We start from the raw sequence: 15,599 nt of genomic DNA, 5'->3' as shown, positions 1-15,599 counted from the left end.
TCTAGCAGTAGCAGAACTTTACACAAGGAATTTATACCCAAAAAGTACTACCCTGTGATAAAACTCTCTACCGTCGCTTTCGTTTGGTTTAAGTCTCAGCAGTAGAACTCTCAGTTCCCTATCAAGTTTCGCGTCATCCCTTCCCCTGAATATTCTTCCAAATATCTTGTCTTCCTATTGAAAGTCTAGTCAATCAGTTGACTTGACATTCGGCCAAATAATCAGCCGAAGGGATGACACGAAGCTCGGCAGGGAACTAGGAATTCTGCTGCTGAGACAACACCAAAAACCTGCGCTTTAGAGTACGGTTATTTTGCTGTCTTAAGTACATAATTTCATATCTGATGCCGCATTGTCAATAAAGTTACTTATAAAGATTTCGTAAAAGCGTAGACGTGTAGCGGCTTGTCATAAAACATAGCCTTTTATTCATAAACTTTAAGAATCATCTGTGGTATTCTTTCACAACCACCATTTTTAAGTTAATAAATAATTTAGGGTTTGTTTTGCGCGAGCGCACTATATAAAATACCTAAAATTTTCTTAATATCCTTAATATAATATTCACTCAAATCAATCGAAACTACATTTTCTTCCAGTTTGAGAAATTGCCAAATAGTACCGATAGTAACAGCACCATATATAGCTTTAATTTGATTATTTTCACCTCTTTCGTTAAATAACTGAGCAGCTACCATTTCAGCAATACATTGTGCTAAACCAGACCTCAAGTTCTCATTCTTACTTTCTACTAGGACAACTACCGGACTACGTACAAGCAAATGTTCCGAAGAAAGACTCAAAATAAAATCACAAAAACCGTTTAGTCCTCGTTGGCTATCAACAGTAAAATCCACTCCAGAGAAAAAGCTGATTTCATAATTAAATTTACGTCTAATTTCTAATAAAATTGGACTGATTATCATTTCACTGCGAGCTTTTTATGAACTTATCGCTACCGCTAAGTCAACATTTTCTTTAAGTATAGTAGATAATAAATCACTACTTTCTTGCTTCTGCACACTTGCAAATAGACCAGATAACTCATGGATAACTAACCCAAAATAATCAATAACCTCAATAAGTTTAAAATCACTATAAGCCATAAAAATTACTCCCTGATTTTATGACTGAATATTATCTCATTGCTATCATAAACCTTAAAAATTCAGTTTGGGTGGAAACACTCTCACTAAATCAAGAGATAAATCCGGAAAGCAAGGAAAATTTATGACTTGATTCGATAAAATAATTCGTTTATTTAAATAACCATATTTACCTTGATTATTCTGATATACTTCACTGTAAGCTTCCAAATAATTATCGAATAAATTAAATATCCAATAATCAGTAATACCTGCTTGAGCATAGAGAGGTATTTTCACAACTTGGTCGTAATCCAGAGAAGAATCTGAAACCTCCATCACTAATAACACATCATCAGGTTGAGGATGACCAGACAGATAATTATCATCTCGATTTTGAAGAATAGCAAAATCAGGTTCAGGTTCACTATTTGGTGGCAAAGCAATTGGAGCTTGAGATTGCAAGGTTGCCCTATCACCTACAATTTTCGGAAGTTCGCGCAACAAGTTTCGCAAACAAGTTTCATGGGCTGTACCTTTGGATGCCATTTCAATAATTTCCCCGTTGATTAATTCAATATGGTCATCTTCATGGAAAAAGCCTAATTCTCCAAGCCTGTGGTATTCAGCTAGTGTGAAGCGTTTAGCCTGGGCAATACTCATAAATCTTCCTCCCAAGGGAAATGCGATAGTGTAACCGCCCACTGGAGGCGATCGCACTTATATTCTAAATGTGTCAGAAATTGGTATGCTAAAGGCCGAGACTCGCTATGAAAGCAAACAATGCCTGCGCCTACTATCAATCCCACCATCACTGCTTTTCCCTTGACAGCCGTAGTCGGTCAAGAAGCAATTAAATTAGCCTTGCTGTTAGCGGCAGTCGATCCTGGTTTGGGAGGAGTAGCGATCGCAGGTCGTCGCGGTACGGCAAAATCTGTAATGGCTCGTGCTATCCACGCTCTACTACCGCCGATTGAAGTTGTCAAAGGTTCAATCAGTAATTGTGACCCCAACTACCCAGAAGAATGGGACGATCAACTTTTGGCGGAGTACGCAGACAAAGATATTCAAGATGTTCCCGTCCAAATCATTCCCGCGCCTTTTTTGCAAATTCCTCTAGGTATCACTGAAGACCGACTCCTCGGTTCCGTGGATGTGGAAAAGTCGGTAAAGCAGGGTGATACTATTTTTCAGCCCGGTTTACTTGCTACAGCAAACCGAGGTGTACTGTACGTAGATGAAATTAATTTATTAGATAACCAAATATCAAATCAGCTTCTAACAGTATTATCTGAGGGACGCAACCAAATTGAACGGGAAGGAATTAGTTTTCAGCATCCGTGTAAATCTCTATTTATTGCTACCTACAACCCAGAAGAAGGCGGATTACGGGAGCATTTACTGGATAGAATTGCGATCGCACTTTCTGCTGACGGTGTACTCGGCTTAGATCAAAGAGTAGCAGCAGTCGATCAAGCGATCGCTTATTCTAAATCTCCCCTAGATTTTCTTCAGCAGTACAATGAAGATTTAGACGCTCTTAAAACCCAAATCATCTTGGCGCGGGAATGGTTGAAAGAAGTAACCATCACCCATGAGCAAATTGTTTATCTGGTAGATGAGGCGATTCGCGGCGGAGTTCAGGGACATCGCGCCGAGTTATTCGCCACGCGGGTTGCCAAGGCTGCGGCGGCCTTGGAAGGACGAACAACAGTTAACGCCGAAGATTTACGCCGTGCTGTGGAATTGGTGATTGTACCACGCGCCACAATTGTGCAGACACCACCACCAGAACAACAAGCACCACCTCCGCCTCCACCTCCACCACAGAATCAAGAAGAACCTCCAGACGAATCAGAAGAGGAACAAGAAGAACAGGAAGAAAATCAAGAGCAAGAACCCCCCAGCATCCCGGAAGAGTTTATCTTTGATCCAGAAGGGGTAATTCTTGATGACAGCGTGCTTTACTTTACTCAAATGGCAAAGCGGCAAGGTAAATCTGGTAGTCGCAGTGTCATCTTTTCCGATGACAGAGGACGCTACATTAAGCCAATGTTGCCCAAGGGGAAAGCGCGACGCATTGCAGTAGATGCCACCCTCAGAGCAGCGGCTCCTTATCAAAAAGCACGAAGAGAAAGACACCCAGATAGAAAAGTTATTGTCGAACAACCTGATATTCGCTCGAAACGCCTGGTACGCAAAGCAGGGGCGTTGGTAGTATTTGTGGTAGATGCTTCTGGCTCAATGGCCTTGAATCGAATGCAATCGGCTAAAGGTGCGGTGATGCAACTGTTGACAGAAGCTTATCAAAACCGCGACCAAATAGCATTAATTCCCTTCCGAGGAGAACAGGCAGAGGTATTATTGCCTCCAACACGTTCTATTGCTTTAGCGCGTAACCGTTTGGAAAGGTTACCCTGTGGTGGCGGTTCTCCTTTAGCGCATGGTTTAACCCAAGCTGTGCGCGTCGGCTTAAATGCTCAGATGAGTGGAGATATTGGGCAAGTTGTCCTTGTAGCAATCACCGATGGGCGAGGTAATATTCCCTTAGCGCGTTCTTTGGGTGAAGAATTAGAACCAGGAGAAAAGCCAGATATTAAAGGAGAATTATTAGAAATTGCTGCCAGAATCCGGGCTTTGGGTATGCAATTATTAGTAATTGATACAGAAAGTAAATTTGTGTCCACGGGCTTTGCTAAGGAATTATCGCAAACAGCAGGCGGTAAATATTATCATTTGCCGAAAGCGACAGACCAAGCTATTGCTGCTATGACCAAAGGTGCGATCGCTGATTTAAAATCTAGATAATTTAGTCATTAGTCATTTGTCATTGGATTTTTGACTGAATATGACTACGATCCAGTGGGCATTACTTGTGGTTGTAAATAGCAAATCAAATCTTGAATTCCCTTTTGCAGATACCGCGTTACTGTCATTGGACTAGTACCAATGTTTTTAGCAGCATCTTTGCGAGAAAGTTCCTTCAAAAACACCATTTCAACTGCCATGCGGGGCTTTTCTTCCAACATATTTATTGCGCCTTGCAGTTGTTGGCGTTCTTCTTCTTGTTGCAGAAGCACATGAGAACGAGGACAAGGAAGTGCTTCACCCAAGGTTATTTGGCAATCAACATAGTTAACTGCGGTTGCATCTAAACTCAAAGGCATCCGGTTTTGAGCAGCTAATTTGGTTTCTTGCCACTCTTGTACAGATACCCGAAGTTGGCTGGCAATTTCAGCATCCCTGGGCGGGCGACCTAAAGAGATTGATAAGTCCTTGCGAATCTTTTGTCCTTCATTATATAATTCTTGCCAACGACGAGGAATTTTTAATAGAGTACTGCGATCGCGCAAAAAGTGCAGCATCTCACCGCGAATATATGGCACCGCAAAGGAACTAAAAGCATATCCTTGGCTAGGATCGAAGCGCTCAATTGCCCTAATCAAACCAAAATAACCGATTTGTTCTAAATCTTCATAGGGTTCATTACATTGATGACTGAATTTATGAGCCATCTTCCGCACTAAGCCAGTATGTAACTGTACAAGTTTATTACGAAGTTTAATAGAAGGATTCTGGTGGTACAAGTGTAATAATTCTATACCATCAGTTCGTAAAGAGGACTCACTTGTTGCCATATACATTCCTTTGTTGTAACTCCTATTTATGAGAAAATGGAGTTGCGTATATTTATCTTCTAAGCTGTCATTATTTTCGTTAGTCAAGGCAGAATAAGCCATCGTCGTTTCACTGAACTTGTAAGGGGTCGAACTCCACAATTCAGTATTTATACGCATGATTTTGCAAATCTCTCTGTTACAGATTATTTTTGCTTTTTATATAACTGTTAAATGGCAAATAATCTCTAGCTTTTACAACAAAAACTAGCTATTTATGCTGAAAAATGCATGACTGATCTAATACCTATCAGTCATACTGAGTGCAAGTGGATCGGTAATGAATTAATCACAAAATAGACTGGGCAATTTTATCTCTTAGTACGCATCGTCATTAATGGGACTTAGACAAAAAAACCAAAAAAGAACCTCAAATTTATATATAGAAAGACTTTGACATCGTTTTGCTTAACTCAATACATCTGAGTTTGGGCTATTTTTGAGTATTTGGTGTATTTCCCCTACCATACATGGGTTTGAGACTTGTATTCCCTCAAAAATGTTTTAGTTCCGTTAATAAAGGTCAAAAATCCAAATTGGCAGTTGGATTGAAGAACAAAACCCAAGCTACAAAAAACAGAATCTGACTCATTTTTATGGTGATTTGTACTTAGTTGGGTATTGAGGGATATATCCAGAGATTTCCATTCAATATTGCTAAAATGGAAACTTTGGAAACTCAGTGGAAACATAGAAACATTTAATTGACACGCAAGCTTGCTGAGTGTCACACTTCTCCTAAATAGGAGGGTGAACAATGAGAATCACCAAGCACCGACAAAAAATTCTCGATGCACTTGAGCGATGGTTTAGTATCCATCAACTGGGACCAACATTGGAAGAGTTGTGTCTAGAACTTGAAATGCAACCACGCCAGAAAGCAACACTTCAGAAGTGGTTGCAGACCATGCGCGGTATAGATGTTGAATGGGATGACCATAGCGCCCGCAGTCTCCGTCTCCTTCAATCTGAATTGGAGATACCATCTTTACAGATATCTGTGACAGACACTCTGCGGTATTTAGCTACTGGCGTGGTGCAGTGGGAAAAACTGGAACTAGAAAAGCGAAATCAACTACCTGAAGCCCTCCGTATTGGAATGTCCCGTATGTACTTAACTTCTTTACTGCGGGGAGAACAAGCCTCAGAGAACCTACCCCAATTTTTTAATTGGGCGGAAACATCTATTACTTCCTGGAAACCAGCCCAAGAAATTAAATACCTTTCGCTAGATGTCAGCGTTATAGAAGACGGAGTAGTTTCCGATTTTGCTAGAGAATGGCAAGTTTCGGGTAATGATGTGGTGGCGCAGGTACAAGAGTCAGTGTTGAAAGATGTACTGGAATACTGTCGGGGAAATCAGCTAAACGATGCCTATCGCGCTTTTCGACTGCTAATCATTCCTAAACCCACTCTTCATTACTCAGAATATCGCCAACAGCTACGTTTACCCGAACTCAGACCACTGCGCGAGTTATTGTCGCGGCTAGAAATCTATGTCGATATGGATAAGTTAGCAGAGAGCAACGTCTATCATCTGTGTCCGCGCTGCAAGTATGTGCAACGCCAACGTCCTGATGGTACTTATAGCTGCCATAACCCTTGGTGTGAAAGACTTTGTGCAATCAAAAAACTTCAACCATTGCCACCTATTCCTAAAGAAAAAGTAGCGGATTGGAAAGCTGTTACACCAGGCGTACATTTGTACGGCACACTGCCAGGAATTTGGGAAATTCAACTTAAAGAAGAACTCACAAAGTTGGGTTTGCGCGTTACTCTCTGGCCTTTTATAGATGAATTTGACTTACTTGTAGAGTTCCCGCGTAAAGTTCGCTGGGCAATTGATCTCAAAGATTGGGCATCTGTAGATGCGGAACGTTTGCAAAAGGTGCAGTATCGGCGTGATGCAACGGAAACTTTTGTAGTTTTTCCAGATGAACGTGAAGACTCTTTGCGGATAAGAGTTGTGCGCGAACAACTAGAACCAAAACTTGAGGGGTACGCTTACGCCTATTTAGCGAAATCATTACTCAAGCCCAAGCAATTTTAGGGAAGAAAAATAATGCGTGAGATTGTTAGCTGGCGCAAGAAACTGTGCAAAAAACTCCGCAACTCAGATGAATTAAAACAGTATGTAGCATCTAGTTTAGTTAACGCAAATGCTAAGGTACATCAGCGAGAAATTAAGCGTCTTGCCCAACTCATTGCTGATGTGGAATTGGGAGTAACCTTACTTCAGGAAGTAGCACCAGAAGAACCCGCAACTTCTGTGGAAGCTTTGCTGAAAGGATATCGCTTTCCAGTTGCATAACTACAAAGCGATCGCAACTGGCAACTTATACAAAATGCTCGTTTCTATCTGATTCAGCGCAAAGGTAGGCAGTGGTTGCGAGTGCTTCAGGAGTACATCAACTTACCTGAAATTATTAGAATCTATAGCCTTGAAGAGGCAAGGAATGTTCCTCAACTTATTCCATCCAGTATCTACCCAAATCGTTTAGAGGAGATATATCGCCCAACTTTATTAAAAACCCCACAGCATACACAACGAAAAGTTAATTTAGCAACTGAGGGACGGTGGTATGCCAAGATTTCCCAAAAGGGTAACTCTCCTGTTGAAGTTCCTATTGATATTCCTAAGGAAGTTGCTAATATAGCACCCTCATCTGTAGTATCCCTTCATCGCACACGGACTGAGCAGAATCCACCGTGTAGTGTCACCCGTGAGGAATTATTACTAGCTGCCCAAGAAATGGACGATAAATTGTCCCAGTTTGGGCAACAAGAAAATTATCGTAATCGCTTGGAAAACATTCTCTTCCAGCTATACGATGCTGAATCAGATAATTTCCATCAGGGTAATCAGCTGAATTTTGAAGGGTTGATCCACATTGTTGGACTTTTGAATGTGGGCAAGTCTACGCTGTTGGAAATTCTGATTTACTTCTTGGCTAAACAAGAATACCGCTGTGGGTTGATGGTGAATGATGTAGCCACAGCAGTACGTCTCGCCTCTTTGTTTTGCCACAAATTAGAAATTCCGGCTGCACCAGTGCTGGGTAGTAACCGCCAAGAACAATTAACAAAAGTCTATGAACCAATTCTCAAAAGTGAGGGTCAGGAAGTTACTAAAGGAGGGATGCACCCTGCATGGCGTTGGTTTAGTCCAGTCTGCCCACTTTTAGCTTTAGTGCAATCAGAAGAGAAGTGGGAATTTGGCAATGAACCGTGTCACAAGCTTTATCAAAAAGTTCCTATAGCTGAGAATGATGATTCTGATGATGAAGACTTGCAAGAAAGCAATTATAAGCAATATACTTGTCCCCTTTATTACAAATGTCCGCGTCACCATTTAGAACAAGATATTACTACAGCCTTAGTCTGGGTTTTCACTCCTGCTAGTTTCATTCATACTCGTGTACCCCGCCAAGGGTTTGAACAAGACTTGACCTTTGCTGAGGCGGTTTATCGAGAATGCAAGTATCTCTTTGTTGACGAAGCAGATCGCGTACAGATTCAGTTTGACGAAGAGTTTGCCCCTGATGAAGTCTTAGTTGATGCTTCTGGAAACTCATTTTTAAATAAACTCGGACTGAATCTGGCCACGATTTATAATTCCGATCGCAGTGACATGGCAGGCGATCGCTTTCTTGCTTGGACAAGCGCCCATTATCACACTCAAAATGCAACTAACCGTATCTATCATCTACTCCTTACTCACTCCAAACTCGTTGAGTGGTTGGGGCCTCTTCCCTTTACAGGTCGTTCCCTATTTGCGCGTATTATCCGCGATCTTATCGATCCTCCCAACATTACTGTTTCAGTGAAATCAAAGCTAACTCGCCAACAAATCATGGAAGAACGGCGTAAACGCATCATTGAAGCAGATTTGGCCCCCACAGAACAACGTCGCCACCGCAAACAAATGATGGACGAACTAGACGGATTTTTGCAATATCCGCTTAACCGCCGTCGTGGAGGTGAACTTTCAGATTTGGCATTGACAATACTGACTGCGGAAAGCGATCGTCAAGCATTAGCTGAAATTGCTCCTTGGTGTGAAAGATGGTTAGAAAATCACAGTATTTCTATACCAGATGAAGCTCAATTTGAGGAACTAATCCAAAATCTTCAGTTTGCAATTTTAACTACCATACTCGACAACCGACTAGGTTTTTTAGTTGATAACTTGAGCGATCTTGGTCGGATAATGAACCTACACGACTTAAACCAAGACCTCTTGCATCGCCCACCAAAAGACTTTCTCCCAGTTTTGCCAGAATCGCCAGTAGGAAATATTTTAGGCTTTTTATATAAGCAAGAACGTAGCAATAAAAAAGCTGGGAAGTTGGACTATTTTCGCTATGTAGGTGTAGGCCGTGCTTTGCTGTTAAATTTCCCAAAACTGTTCGCAGTTGATGGCTGGCAAGGTCCACATACTGTTCTGATATCAGGTACTAGCTACGCTCCTGGTTCACCAGCTTATCACATCAGCATAAAACCTACCGTGTTGCTGCAACCCAGAAGTGGTGAGGCAGGTATAGCTGAGAGTCAATTTTTCTTTAGTCCCAAACAGAATCGAGAAGCTAACTATATTGCTTTATCAGGATTACCACCTGCAAAACGCAAACTTGCTGCTAAAGAAATGGTCGAGGCCATGTGCCACTTAGTAAGAAGTGCAGAGAATTTTCTTGATGGGGTATTTCAGGATTTACAAGAGCGAAAACAACAGCAACCCCAATGGTGGACCGATCGCGATCGCATCTTGATTGTTGTGGGTAGCTATGAGGAATCCCCAGAGATTAACTGGGTACGCTAAACGGGTGAAAGTCAGCTTTGAAAAAATTATATGGAAGAATCAAAAATTGTAGAAGATCCAAAACAAATGGTCTGGGAGATGATGACTAGTTTTTCAGAGAAAATGTGGTTAGCTAGATGGCTTTCTGGGCTTGAATTTATCCTGTGGTCAAAGGTCAGGAAATGCTCTGATGACCTGACGCTGAGGGAAATTGCTGATTTTAACTTCTACGCGGGATTAGCTGGCGGTTGGTGGATGTGGGGCAAAGCCCAAAAGTGTGAAGTGTTTGTAACCTTAGATGAATGGCTTACGCTGGTTACTCAACAGGAGGGGACAAATCCTCAATAACCCTGTTAAGTAGGTTTAGGCAAGTTTCGACAGAGTACATCTCTGATTCTTGTCTGGAAAGAAAAAGGTCTAAATACTTTCTGATCCAAATTGGTGTGAGAATTTCATAGTCATCTATCGCTGACAGAATCAGGTCAATGCTAACAGTTTTGTTCTGGTACTTAATCCGCAGGTAAAGCGCTACAGGATGAAAGTGAGGATTAGCAGTAACACCACCAACTTGATTCCTTGGTAAACTTTCTAAATAGGCTTTGAAGTTATCCCAAGTATTTAATTCTGTAGTAAATTCTTGAAGAGTTAGCATGATTTTACTCGTTGATATTAGTTAACGGTAACTAGAATTTGCTGTTTAATATTTAAATTCCCTTTCCTTGTAGCTAAATCTTATCAAAAGGATTATCTTCTTCCATCTTGTGCAAATCTTGAAACTCTCGGATTTTAAAAGGTTCATGTTTTTGTAAATAGCTTTCCATATCTTTCATGGAGGTATAAAGGCGATTAGTTCGATGTTCCATCGTTTCCTTTATCCCACCAATCAATAAAGTTATGGTGTTTTTCCTATTTACATAATCTTGAACATGTAAATCTAGCCGATGGGATATCTCTGTAAGTTGTTGAGCATTGCTATTAGCCGATTTGCTATAGTCTTTTAAATCTTCTTCAATCTGACTGATTGAAGAAGAAATCTTACTAACACTGCTGACAATTTTGAATCCTAAACCAGCTAAAATAGAAGCACTTACTAAAATTCCAAGAAAAATTCCTGTACTTTCTAAAGTTACTGTTATTCCAGGAGAGCTACTAGAAGGATTTGTAGCAGCTATTGTTTGCTGTGTAGTCATTTATTTAAAGTGCATCAATTTTAGATTCAATACGGGCTAAATCAGAGTCATAGTCTGGTCCCGTGTAACGCCAAACAGCAACGCCAGCATTTTCAAACCACTTAGGAACCTGAATAGAAATACTATAGCTAGTAGAAATTTTCGGAAAAAAGACAAGATTTATTTTGTCTAAAAATAAAGGTTGCCTTCTGTTAAAACTAGCATTTGAGAGTTATCAAAAGCTAATCCTGTACTGACAGATTGTTTAATGTGTCCAGCAAACTTCCATGTACTACCTTCAGGAACAACAGTAGAAACACGAACTGCCACAATAAAAACATTTAGCAATACAGCAATAGATATTTCCGGAATAGGGACGGTTTTATATCCGCCCCCAACTTTCGGCAACAATATCGCTGAAATGTTTTCGTTATGAATAATCTCCCAATTATTAGAATTACCAAGCTGTAATTCCCTCATGTCAAAGGTCTAAAGTAAGAATGGAATTAAAAACTAAATCCTCTACAGGATTGACGTGTAAAAATGGGTCAATACCAAAATGATCCAACACATCAAAATAAGTACCTGTGTCCATCCTGCTTGCTAGCCAATCAGCAGAGGCTTGATTAATAGTTATCATCCCATTAATATCTTGCTCATCGCCAGCAGACACCATCAACAAATCACGGTAATCTTCGGGGAGTGAAATAATGTTATTCATCAGATAAGTTCTGGAGTAAAGGAAATCCGATTACCTAAATAATGTTATTTATCAGATAAGTTCTGGAGTAAAGGAAATCCGATTACCTTCTTTTTGTAAAAATGATTTGATAGCAGCAATATCGCTGAGTCCTGCCACAGCCTCAGCATAAGTTTCACCACCAGTATTTTTGGAGCCAAAAGGAGAAGAAACGCTCTTATTGTCGTATCGCTTGTATTCAAGATCGGTAATGCGTGACTTACTGTCAGCAACTTCTGCTCCACGATCAGTTGCAGAAATACGCGCTGGTCGATAGCCGCTTAAGTTATCAAGCAATACTCCACCGGTGGGCAGGGTAAAGCCTACTGCAATAACTCTTCCGTTTGTTTGTACTGCCTCACGAACCATATTGGCTAATGTGGTTTGATTGCTTCCCGTTTGGCTATCTGCAAGTACCTTTGTTGGCAAATAAATACGTCCAGCTAGTTGGAAAGATTCAACATATCCTTTAGTACGGATAACTTTGACTCTGACTGAACTACCACGTTGCGCTTTATATGCTCGTTACATTTTCGATAGCACTCCTGAGTCGTCCGTTTAGCCCGACCAAGTTAACGGGTTTGACTTGTCCAGGAATGAGTAGTTGCGTGTGTGTAAACTTCACGTCAGCAGTTGGGCGTTGCCTAAATTTTTTTACCTGCCTGCCATATACTCGATGCGTACCTGGATTAGTCGGAAATTCTTTAGTATTTTCTATAAATTGGAAATTATTATCACTGTAAGTTTTATCTAAGATTTTTAAAACTGACTTAACAGTAGATTCACCTTCAGATTTAGATAATACTAATAAACGTAAATCAAACCCATTATCTAAATCAAAATAAGTGCATTTGTACTTGCCCTTCTTCCAAATTAATGGAGGGGTAGCAAATTCTGCTTTGATTTCACGAGCATATTCAACAGCATCAGTCCTTGATATAGTTTCAGCAGTTTTATTCATAATTCTAAAACTGATTTCACCACGAACCTGTTCTGTACCATCATCATGTTTTTCAAAATCGTATGGTTCTTTGAAATAAAGTTTGATTTGTGGTCTAAACTTGAAATCTCGTTGTAATTCTGTTACCGGAATCCCATAAATAGGAGCTTGCAAGCTTTGAGCGTGTCCCACAGTAACTTCAAATAGCCACAACCTCATTTGTGTCATTGCTGCGGTATCTTCATCTTTAATAAGACAGGCATGTTTTAACGCTGCTTTGGGAGTAGAAATATCATCATCTTCTTAATTTTTAAAATAAGTTCGAACTGCTTTGTTGTGTTCAAGTCTCATTAAATCTTGAAGATGTTCAAACTCATTAAAATTATCTGGTAGTGGCATATTTACGGATTTAAATCGCTAGCAATTGCATTTGTTAAATAAGTCAAAGTACTGCTAAAATATTCATCCATATAAGTGAGCCGAAGATTATTTATTTTTAAACTTAAAGAACAAACAACAATAGTTTCAGACCCATCAATAGATAATTTCAATCCGGACTCTGGTTTATTGAGTAGAGTTTTACTAGAATTGTTTATCGTGTCAGTAGTCGTTAATGGGTTTAAGTCGTTGTTTGCCAAGGAACGAGCATAATCAAATACCCGTGAGAAAGTTGCTACGGCGAGAGATTTCTTGATATTATTAATTTCAATTGACACCAAACACATTCTATTAATTCCACTAAAAGCAGCCGAACCAGGGTTACTGGTTTCCTCAAAAGCTGGTAGTAAACTTGCTTCTACAAAGGTGTTGACATCAACAATAATTAACGGTGTTAGATTCTTTGCTGGTGTTATTGTTTGTCCTGGGAATTGAGCAACCATTGCAGGTGTAATTGTTGCAGGCGTGATTTCGGCATACCCAATTGGAACTAAACCACCACTTGAGGGTGTGACAGTAAGTCCTGTTTTTGGTGCAAGTCTCGGTAAGGGGATATCTTCAGGTTCTGCGAACAACAAAGGCAGGGATTGCAGGGAAGGCAACATCCCACCATTTGATGGTAATAGCATTGGCAATGGTTGCAGGGAAGGCAACATCCCACCAAGGTTTGAGGGAAAAAGTGTTGGGTTTGGCAAATACGACGGTGCTAGTCCGCCGTGACTAGGGAAAAACGGAGCGCCATTTGGGGTATTGTTAGACGGCATGGATGGAGCAACATTTCGCGTTTTGCCTTTATTGGCGCTTGCTCCAGGCGTACCTGATGGTACTGTATTATCGTTACCTACGGGCGAGGTATTGTAGCGATATGGTAGATTATCTGGCGGTGGCGCGGGTGAGGATGATGAGACGGGGTAGCCGACAAGATCCGTCGAACCATTGTCAGCACGAGTAATTTTGACGATATAAGGTTTGCCAGCAGTCTGCGAACCTATAAATGATGTCTTCTCGGTATTGTTTCCATTGTTGTAGATGAGAACGCTGTCCCAGGAATTTTGACTATTTGCGACAAAGTAGAAATTAACAATTTTTCCCTGAAGCGGCGCTGTCACTTGGTGCGACACTGTCCCATCGTCACCCGGTATATCGTACCAAATGCGGTAACTTGTACCCGATGATTGACCTCCAACGAAGGGTACATAATTTGGCGATTGCGTTTCTTGCTTTGCAGCGGTTGTTGGCAAGTTTTGATTAAAGAAATAATCCGAAATTGCACTACCAGCTATGCCGCCTACAGCAGCGCCCACGTAACCCATAAAGGGTATGTCGGTTGCTGTCCCCAAAACGAACCCAATGCCCGATCCAACTGCTCCGGCAACCGAACTTGTGGCAGCTTGTTGCACTGACTGGCCATGAACTACGCGATTTGTGAAATCGACTGTAGCGTAAATACCTGGTATTGCTAAATGCCCGGCTGCTTGTGGTAGCGAACGAGGTAGTGCTGCCAACGCTCCACCAGCTGCGGCTGGGGCGATCGCTTCTTTGAGTGCTGCTGGGGTTGGTGTGGCAGTTGGTTCTACAAGTGAGTTTGCCCTTGCAGCAGTACCATTTGGTGTTGGCGGTGGTGCGCCTGTTGATGGCACTGGCAGACGTTCAGGAGTTGACCGTTGCTGTTGTGCCAACGGAGATTCTTTTGGTGGTGCTACTTCTGAGTCAGTGGGAGTATTGTTATTTATCCTATTTGCAAGTTCGTTTCTTTGATTTTGGTTCCGCTGATCCTGTAGTTCCCTAGCAGCTTGTGCGTCAGCAGTTTCTTGGCGAATACGCTGCGCTGCTGCAATTTCTCGCTCACGCCGCAAAACATACTCAGCAGTAGATTCTTTGTAAACGTAATCCTGCTGTGTGCGCTGATTTATTACTTGTCTGTTAAGTGCTTCAAAATCAATTGGATCGCCTGCTGGCGCACCGCTGGGAGAACGATTTGTGAGCGATCCATGCAAATTTGTATCACTGCTATCAATTGAGCTAAATTGCCTGGGATTCTCGCTCACAACTTTACCTTAATTAGCGCTGAAGTTTGCGGGAATAGCGGTTGTAGATAATTCTTGTGCAAATGTCCAAGGTTTACCAGTTGCACTTAAATATGTTGGGTCAATTGCAAGGCTTACACGAAAAATACCCCGTGTTTTACTGTCAGCTGCAACCCAATACAATCCAGCTTGTGCTGCACGTTCCGTATAGCTAACACCTTCGATTACTGTTAATGATGAATTGATCGCAAATAAAGCTTGTCCGCTCCACATGTGAAGTTTTTCAAGGGTATTAATTTGACTAGGAATTTGGGTAGAAAGGTTTAACGCTGACATAGTTTATTTCATTTTTAAATTAGCTACTCTCCTGTTTTATGCAAGTTTGAAAAATAAGTAAATGTTCCACTTTTATGTAGAAGTGGTATCTCCTCTGATGCCGTGTATCCTATGCCAGTAATAGAATTGAGCCAATATTTACTAATAGTGAATATTTAAGAAATTCCACTTTCACCTCTGATTTAGGTAAAAGCCGAACATGCGATTTCAGTTTCTATATGCCAAAAAATAACAGAAAAGGAAAAGCTGCTGTAATTACAAACGCTGAATATTCCAAAATCCGCCAACAAATCTTATCCCTCTTTTGTTACTACGGGGAGAGTAGAATCAGGAAGAAAAACTGAAACAGTAAGTAACTCTGATGGTTAGGCAGCGCTCTTAAGCAGTAAA

At 41.0% G+C, this 15,599-nt stretch carries 15 protein-coding genes and 1 pseudogene; 4 read left to right on the top strand and 12 right to left on the bottom strand.

Features of this window, described 5'->3' with window-relative positions; all coding sequences use genetic code 11:
• Positions 1–494: 494 nt before the first annotated feature.
• The 3 genes from V7K89_RS21630 to V7K89_RS21620 are packed head-to-tail and all read right to left on the bottom strand — an operon-like array spanning position 495 to position 1,748.
• Positions 495–926 carry a hypothetical protein gene (locus tag V7K89_RS21630; protein WP_335190744.1) on the bottom strand — a complete coding sequence of 144 codons (432 nt, stop codon included), beginning with the start codon at positions 924–926 and terminating at the stop codon, positions 495–497.
• A 15-nt stretch (positions 927–941) separates the two neighbouring features.
• Positions 942–1,106, bottom strand: coding sequence for a hypothetical protein (locus tag V7K89_RS21625; RefSeq protein WP_335190742.1), 165 nt, complete (start codon positions 1,104–1,106; stop codon positions 942–944).
• Positions 1,107–1,160: 54 nt separating this feature from the next.
• Positions 1,161–1,748, bottom strand: coding sequence for a Uma2 family endonuclease (locus tag V7K89_RS21620; RefSeq protein ID WP_335190740.1), 588 nt, complete (start codon positions 1,746–1,748; stop codon positions 1,161–1,163).
• 120 nt (positions 1,749–1,868) lie between these two features.
• On the opposite strand from V7K89_RS21620, the gene bchD reads away from it, so the two are divergent.
• Entirely contained in the window at positions 1,869–3,893 is a 2,025-nt protein-coding gene (bchD, locus tag V7K89_RS21615) for a magnesium chelatase ATPase subunit D (RefSeq protein WP_335190738.1), read from the top strand.
• 44 nt (positions 3,894–3,937) lie between these two features.
• Here bchD and V7K89_RS21610 read toward each other — a convergent pair whose 3' ends face one another.
• Entirely contained in the window at positions 3,938–4,723 is a 786-nt protein-coding gene (locus V7K89_RS21610) for an RNA polymerase sigma factor SigF (protein ID WP_335190766.1), read from the bottom strand.
• 796 nt (positions 4,724–5,519) lie between these two features.
• Here V7K89_RS21610 and V7K89_RS21605 point away from each other — a divergent pair.
• From V7K89_RS21605 to V7K89_RS21595, 3 genes and pseudogenes are all read left to right on the top strand, one after another.
• Complete coding sequence (locus tag V7K89_RS21605) at positions 5,520–6,812, top strand: restriction endonuclease-related protein (RefSeq protein WP_335190736.1); 1,293 nt, start codon at positions 5,520–5,522, stop codon at positions 6,810–6,812.
• A 12-nt stretch (positions 6,813–6,824) separates the two neighbouring features.
• Positions 6,825–9,581 (top strand): annotated as a pseudogene (locus tag V7K89_RS21600) (hypothetical protein).
• A 30-nt stretch (positions 9,582–9,611) separates the two neighbouring features.
• Positions 9,612–9,908 carry a hypothetical protein gene (locus V7K89_RS21595; protein WP_335190734.1) on the top strand — a complete coding sequence of 99 codons (297 nt, stop codon included), beginning with the start codon at positions 9,612–9,614 and terminating at the stop codon, positions 9,906–9,908.
• Here V7K89_RS21595 and V7K89_RS21590 read toward each other — a convergent pair.
• From V7K89_RS21590 to V7K89_RS21555, 8 genes are all read right to left on the bottom strand, one after another.
• Entirely contained in the window at positions 9,877–10,212 is a 336-nt protein-coding gene (locus V7K89_RS21590; protein ID WP_335190732.1) for a hypothetical protein, read from the bottom strand. The genes V7K89_RS21595 and V7K89_RS21590 overlap by 32 nt on opposite strands.
• A gap of 73 nt (positions 10,213–10,285) precedes the next feature.
• The gene (locus tag V7K89_RS21585) at positions 10,286–10,750 is read right to left on the bottom strand and encodes a hypothetical protein (RefSeq protein WP_335190730.1); all 465 of its coding nucleotides are present in this window, start codon (positions 10,748–10,750) and stop codon (positions 10,286–10,288) included.
• Positions 10,751–10,918: 168 nt separating this feature from the next.
• On the bottom strand, positions 10,919–11,209 hold the full coding sequence (locus tag V7K89_RS21580) for a hypothetical protein (protein ID WP_335190728.1): 291 nt from the start codon (positions 11,207–11,209) through the stop codon (positions 10,919–10,921).
• A 1-nt stretch (position 11,210) separates the two neighbouring features.
• Positions 11,211–11,450, bottom strand: a complete 240-nt coding sequence (locus V7K89_RS21575) for a hypothetical protein (RefSeq protein ID WP_335190726.1) — start codon at positions 11,448–11,450, stop codon at positions 11,211–11,213.
• A 51-nt stretch (positions 11,451–11,501) separates the two neighbouring features.
• Entirely contained in the window at positions 11,502–11,897 is a 396-nt protein-coding gene (locus V7K89_RS21570; RefSeq protein WP_335190724.1) for a hypothetical protein, read from the bottom strand.
• Between the two features lie 85 nt (positions 11,898–11,982).
• Entirely contained in the window at positions 11,983–12,600 is a 618-nt protein-coding gene (locus V7K89_RS21565; RefSeq protein ID WP_335190722.1) for a hypothetical protein, read from the bottom strand.
• 209 nt (positions 12,601–12,809) lie between these two features.
• Entirely contained in the window at positions 12,810–14,894 is a 2,085-nt protein-coding gene (locus V7K89_RS21560) for a glycine zipper family protein (RefSeq protein WP_335190720.1), read from the bottom strand.
• A gap of 9 nt (positions 14,895–14,903) precedes the next feature.
• Entirely contained in the window at positions 14,904–15,209 is a 306-nt protein-coding gene (locus V7K89_RS21555) for a glucose-6-phosphate dehydrogenase (protein WP_335190718.1), read from the bottom strand.
• Between the last annotated feature and the right edge of the window lie 390 nt (positions 15,210–15,599).

The organism is Nostoc sp. (assembly GCF_036917515.1).
In the GTDB taxonomy this organism is placed as follows: domain Bacteria; phylum Cyanobacteriota; class Cyanobacteriia; order Cyanobacteriales; family Nostocaceae; genus Nostoc.
This window is presented reverse-complemented; position numbering and strand designations above follow the sequence as displayed.

Coding starts and splice junctions, on each gene's coding strand:
- V7K89_RS21630 (WP_335190744.1), bottom strand. CDS start 926: ATGATAATCAGTCCAATTTTATTAGAAATTAGACGTAAATTTAATTAT.
- V7K89_RS21625 (WP_335190742.1), bottom strand. CDS start 1,106: ATGGCTTATAGTGATTTTAAACTTATTGAGGTTATTGATTATTTTGGG.
- V7K89_RS21620 (WP_335190740.1), bottom strand. CDS start 1,748: ATGAGTATTGCCCAGGCTAAACGCTTCACACTAGCTGAATACCACAGG.
- bchD (WP_335190738.1), top strand. CDS start 1,869: ATGCCTGCGCCTACTATCAATCCCACCATCACTGCTTTTCCCTTGACA.
- V7K89_RS21610 (WP_335190766.1), bottom strand. CDS start 4,723: ATGGCAACAAGTGAGTCCTCTTTACGAACTGATGGTATAGAATTATTA.
- V7K89_RS21605 (WP_335190736.1), top strand. CDS start 5,520: ATGAGAATCACCAAGCACCGACAAAAAATTCTCGATGCACTTGAGCGA.
- V7K89_RS21595 (WP_335190734.1), top strand. CDS start 9,612: ATGGAAGAATCAAAAATTGTAGAAGATCCAAAACAAATGGTCTGGGAG.
- V7K89_RS21590 (WP_335190732.1), bottom strand. CDS start 10,212: ATGCTAACTCTTCAAGAATTTACTACAGAATTAAATACTTGGGATAAC.
- V7K89_RS21585 (WP_335190730.1), bottom strand. CDS start 10,750: ATGACTACACAGCAAACAATAGCTGCTACAAATCCTTCTAGTAGCTCT.
- V7K89_RS21580 (WP_335190728.1), bottom strand. CDS start 11,209: ATGAGGGAATTACAGCTTGGTAATTCTAATAATTGGGAGATTATTCAT.
- V7K89_RS21575 (WP_335190726.1), bottom strand. CDS start 11,450: ATGAATAACATTATTTCACTCCCCGAAGATTACCGTGATTTGTTGATG.
- V7K89_RS21555 (WP_335190718.1), bottom strand. CDS start 15,209: ATGTCAGCGTTAAACCTTTCTACCCAAATTCCTAGTCAAATTAATACC.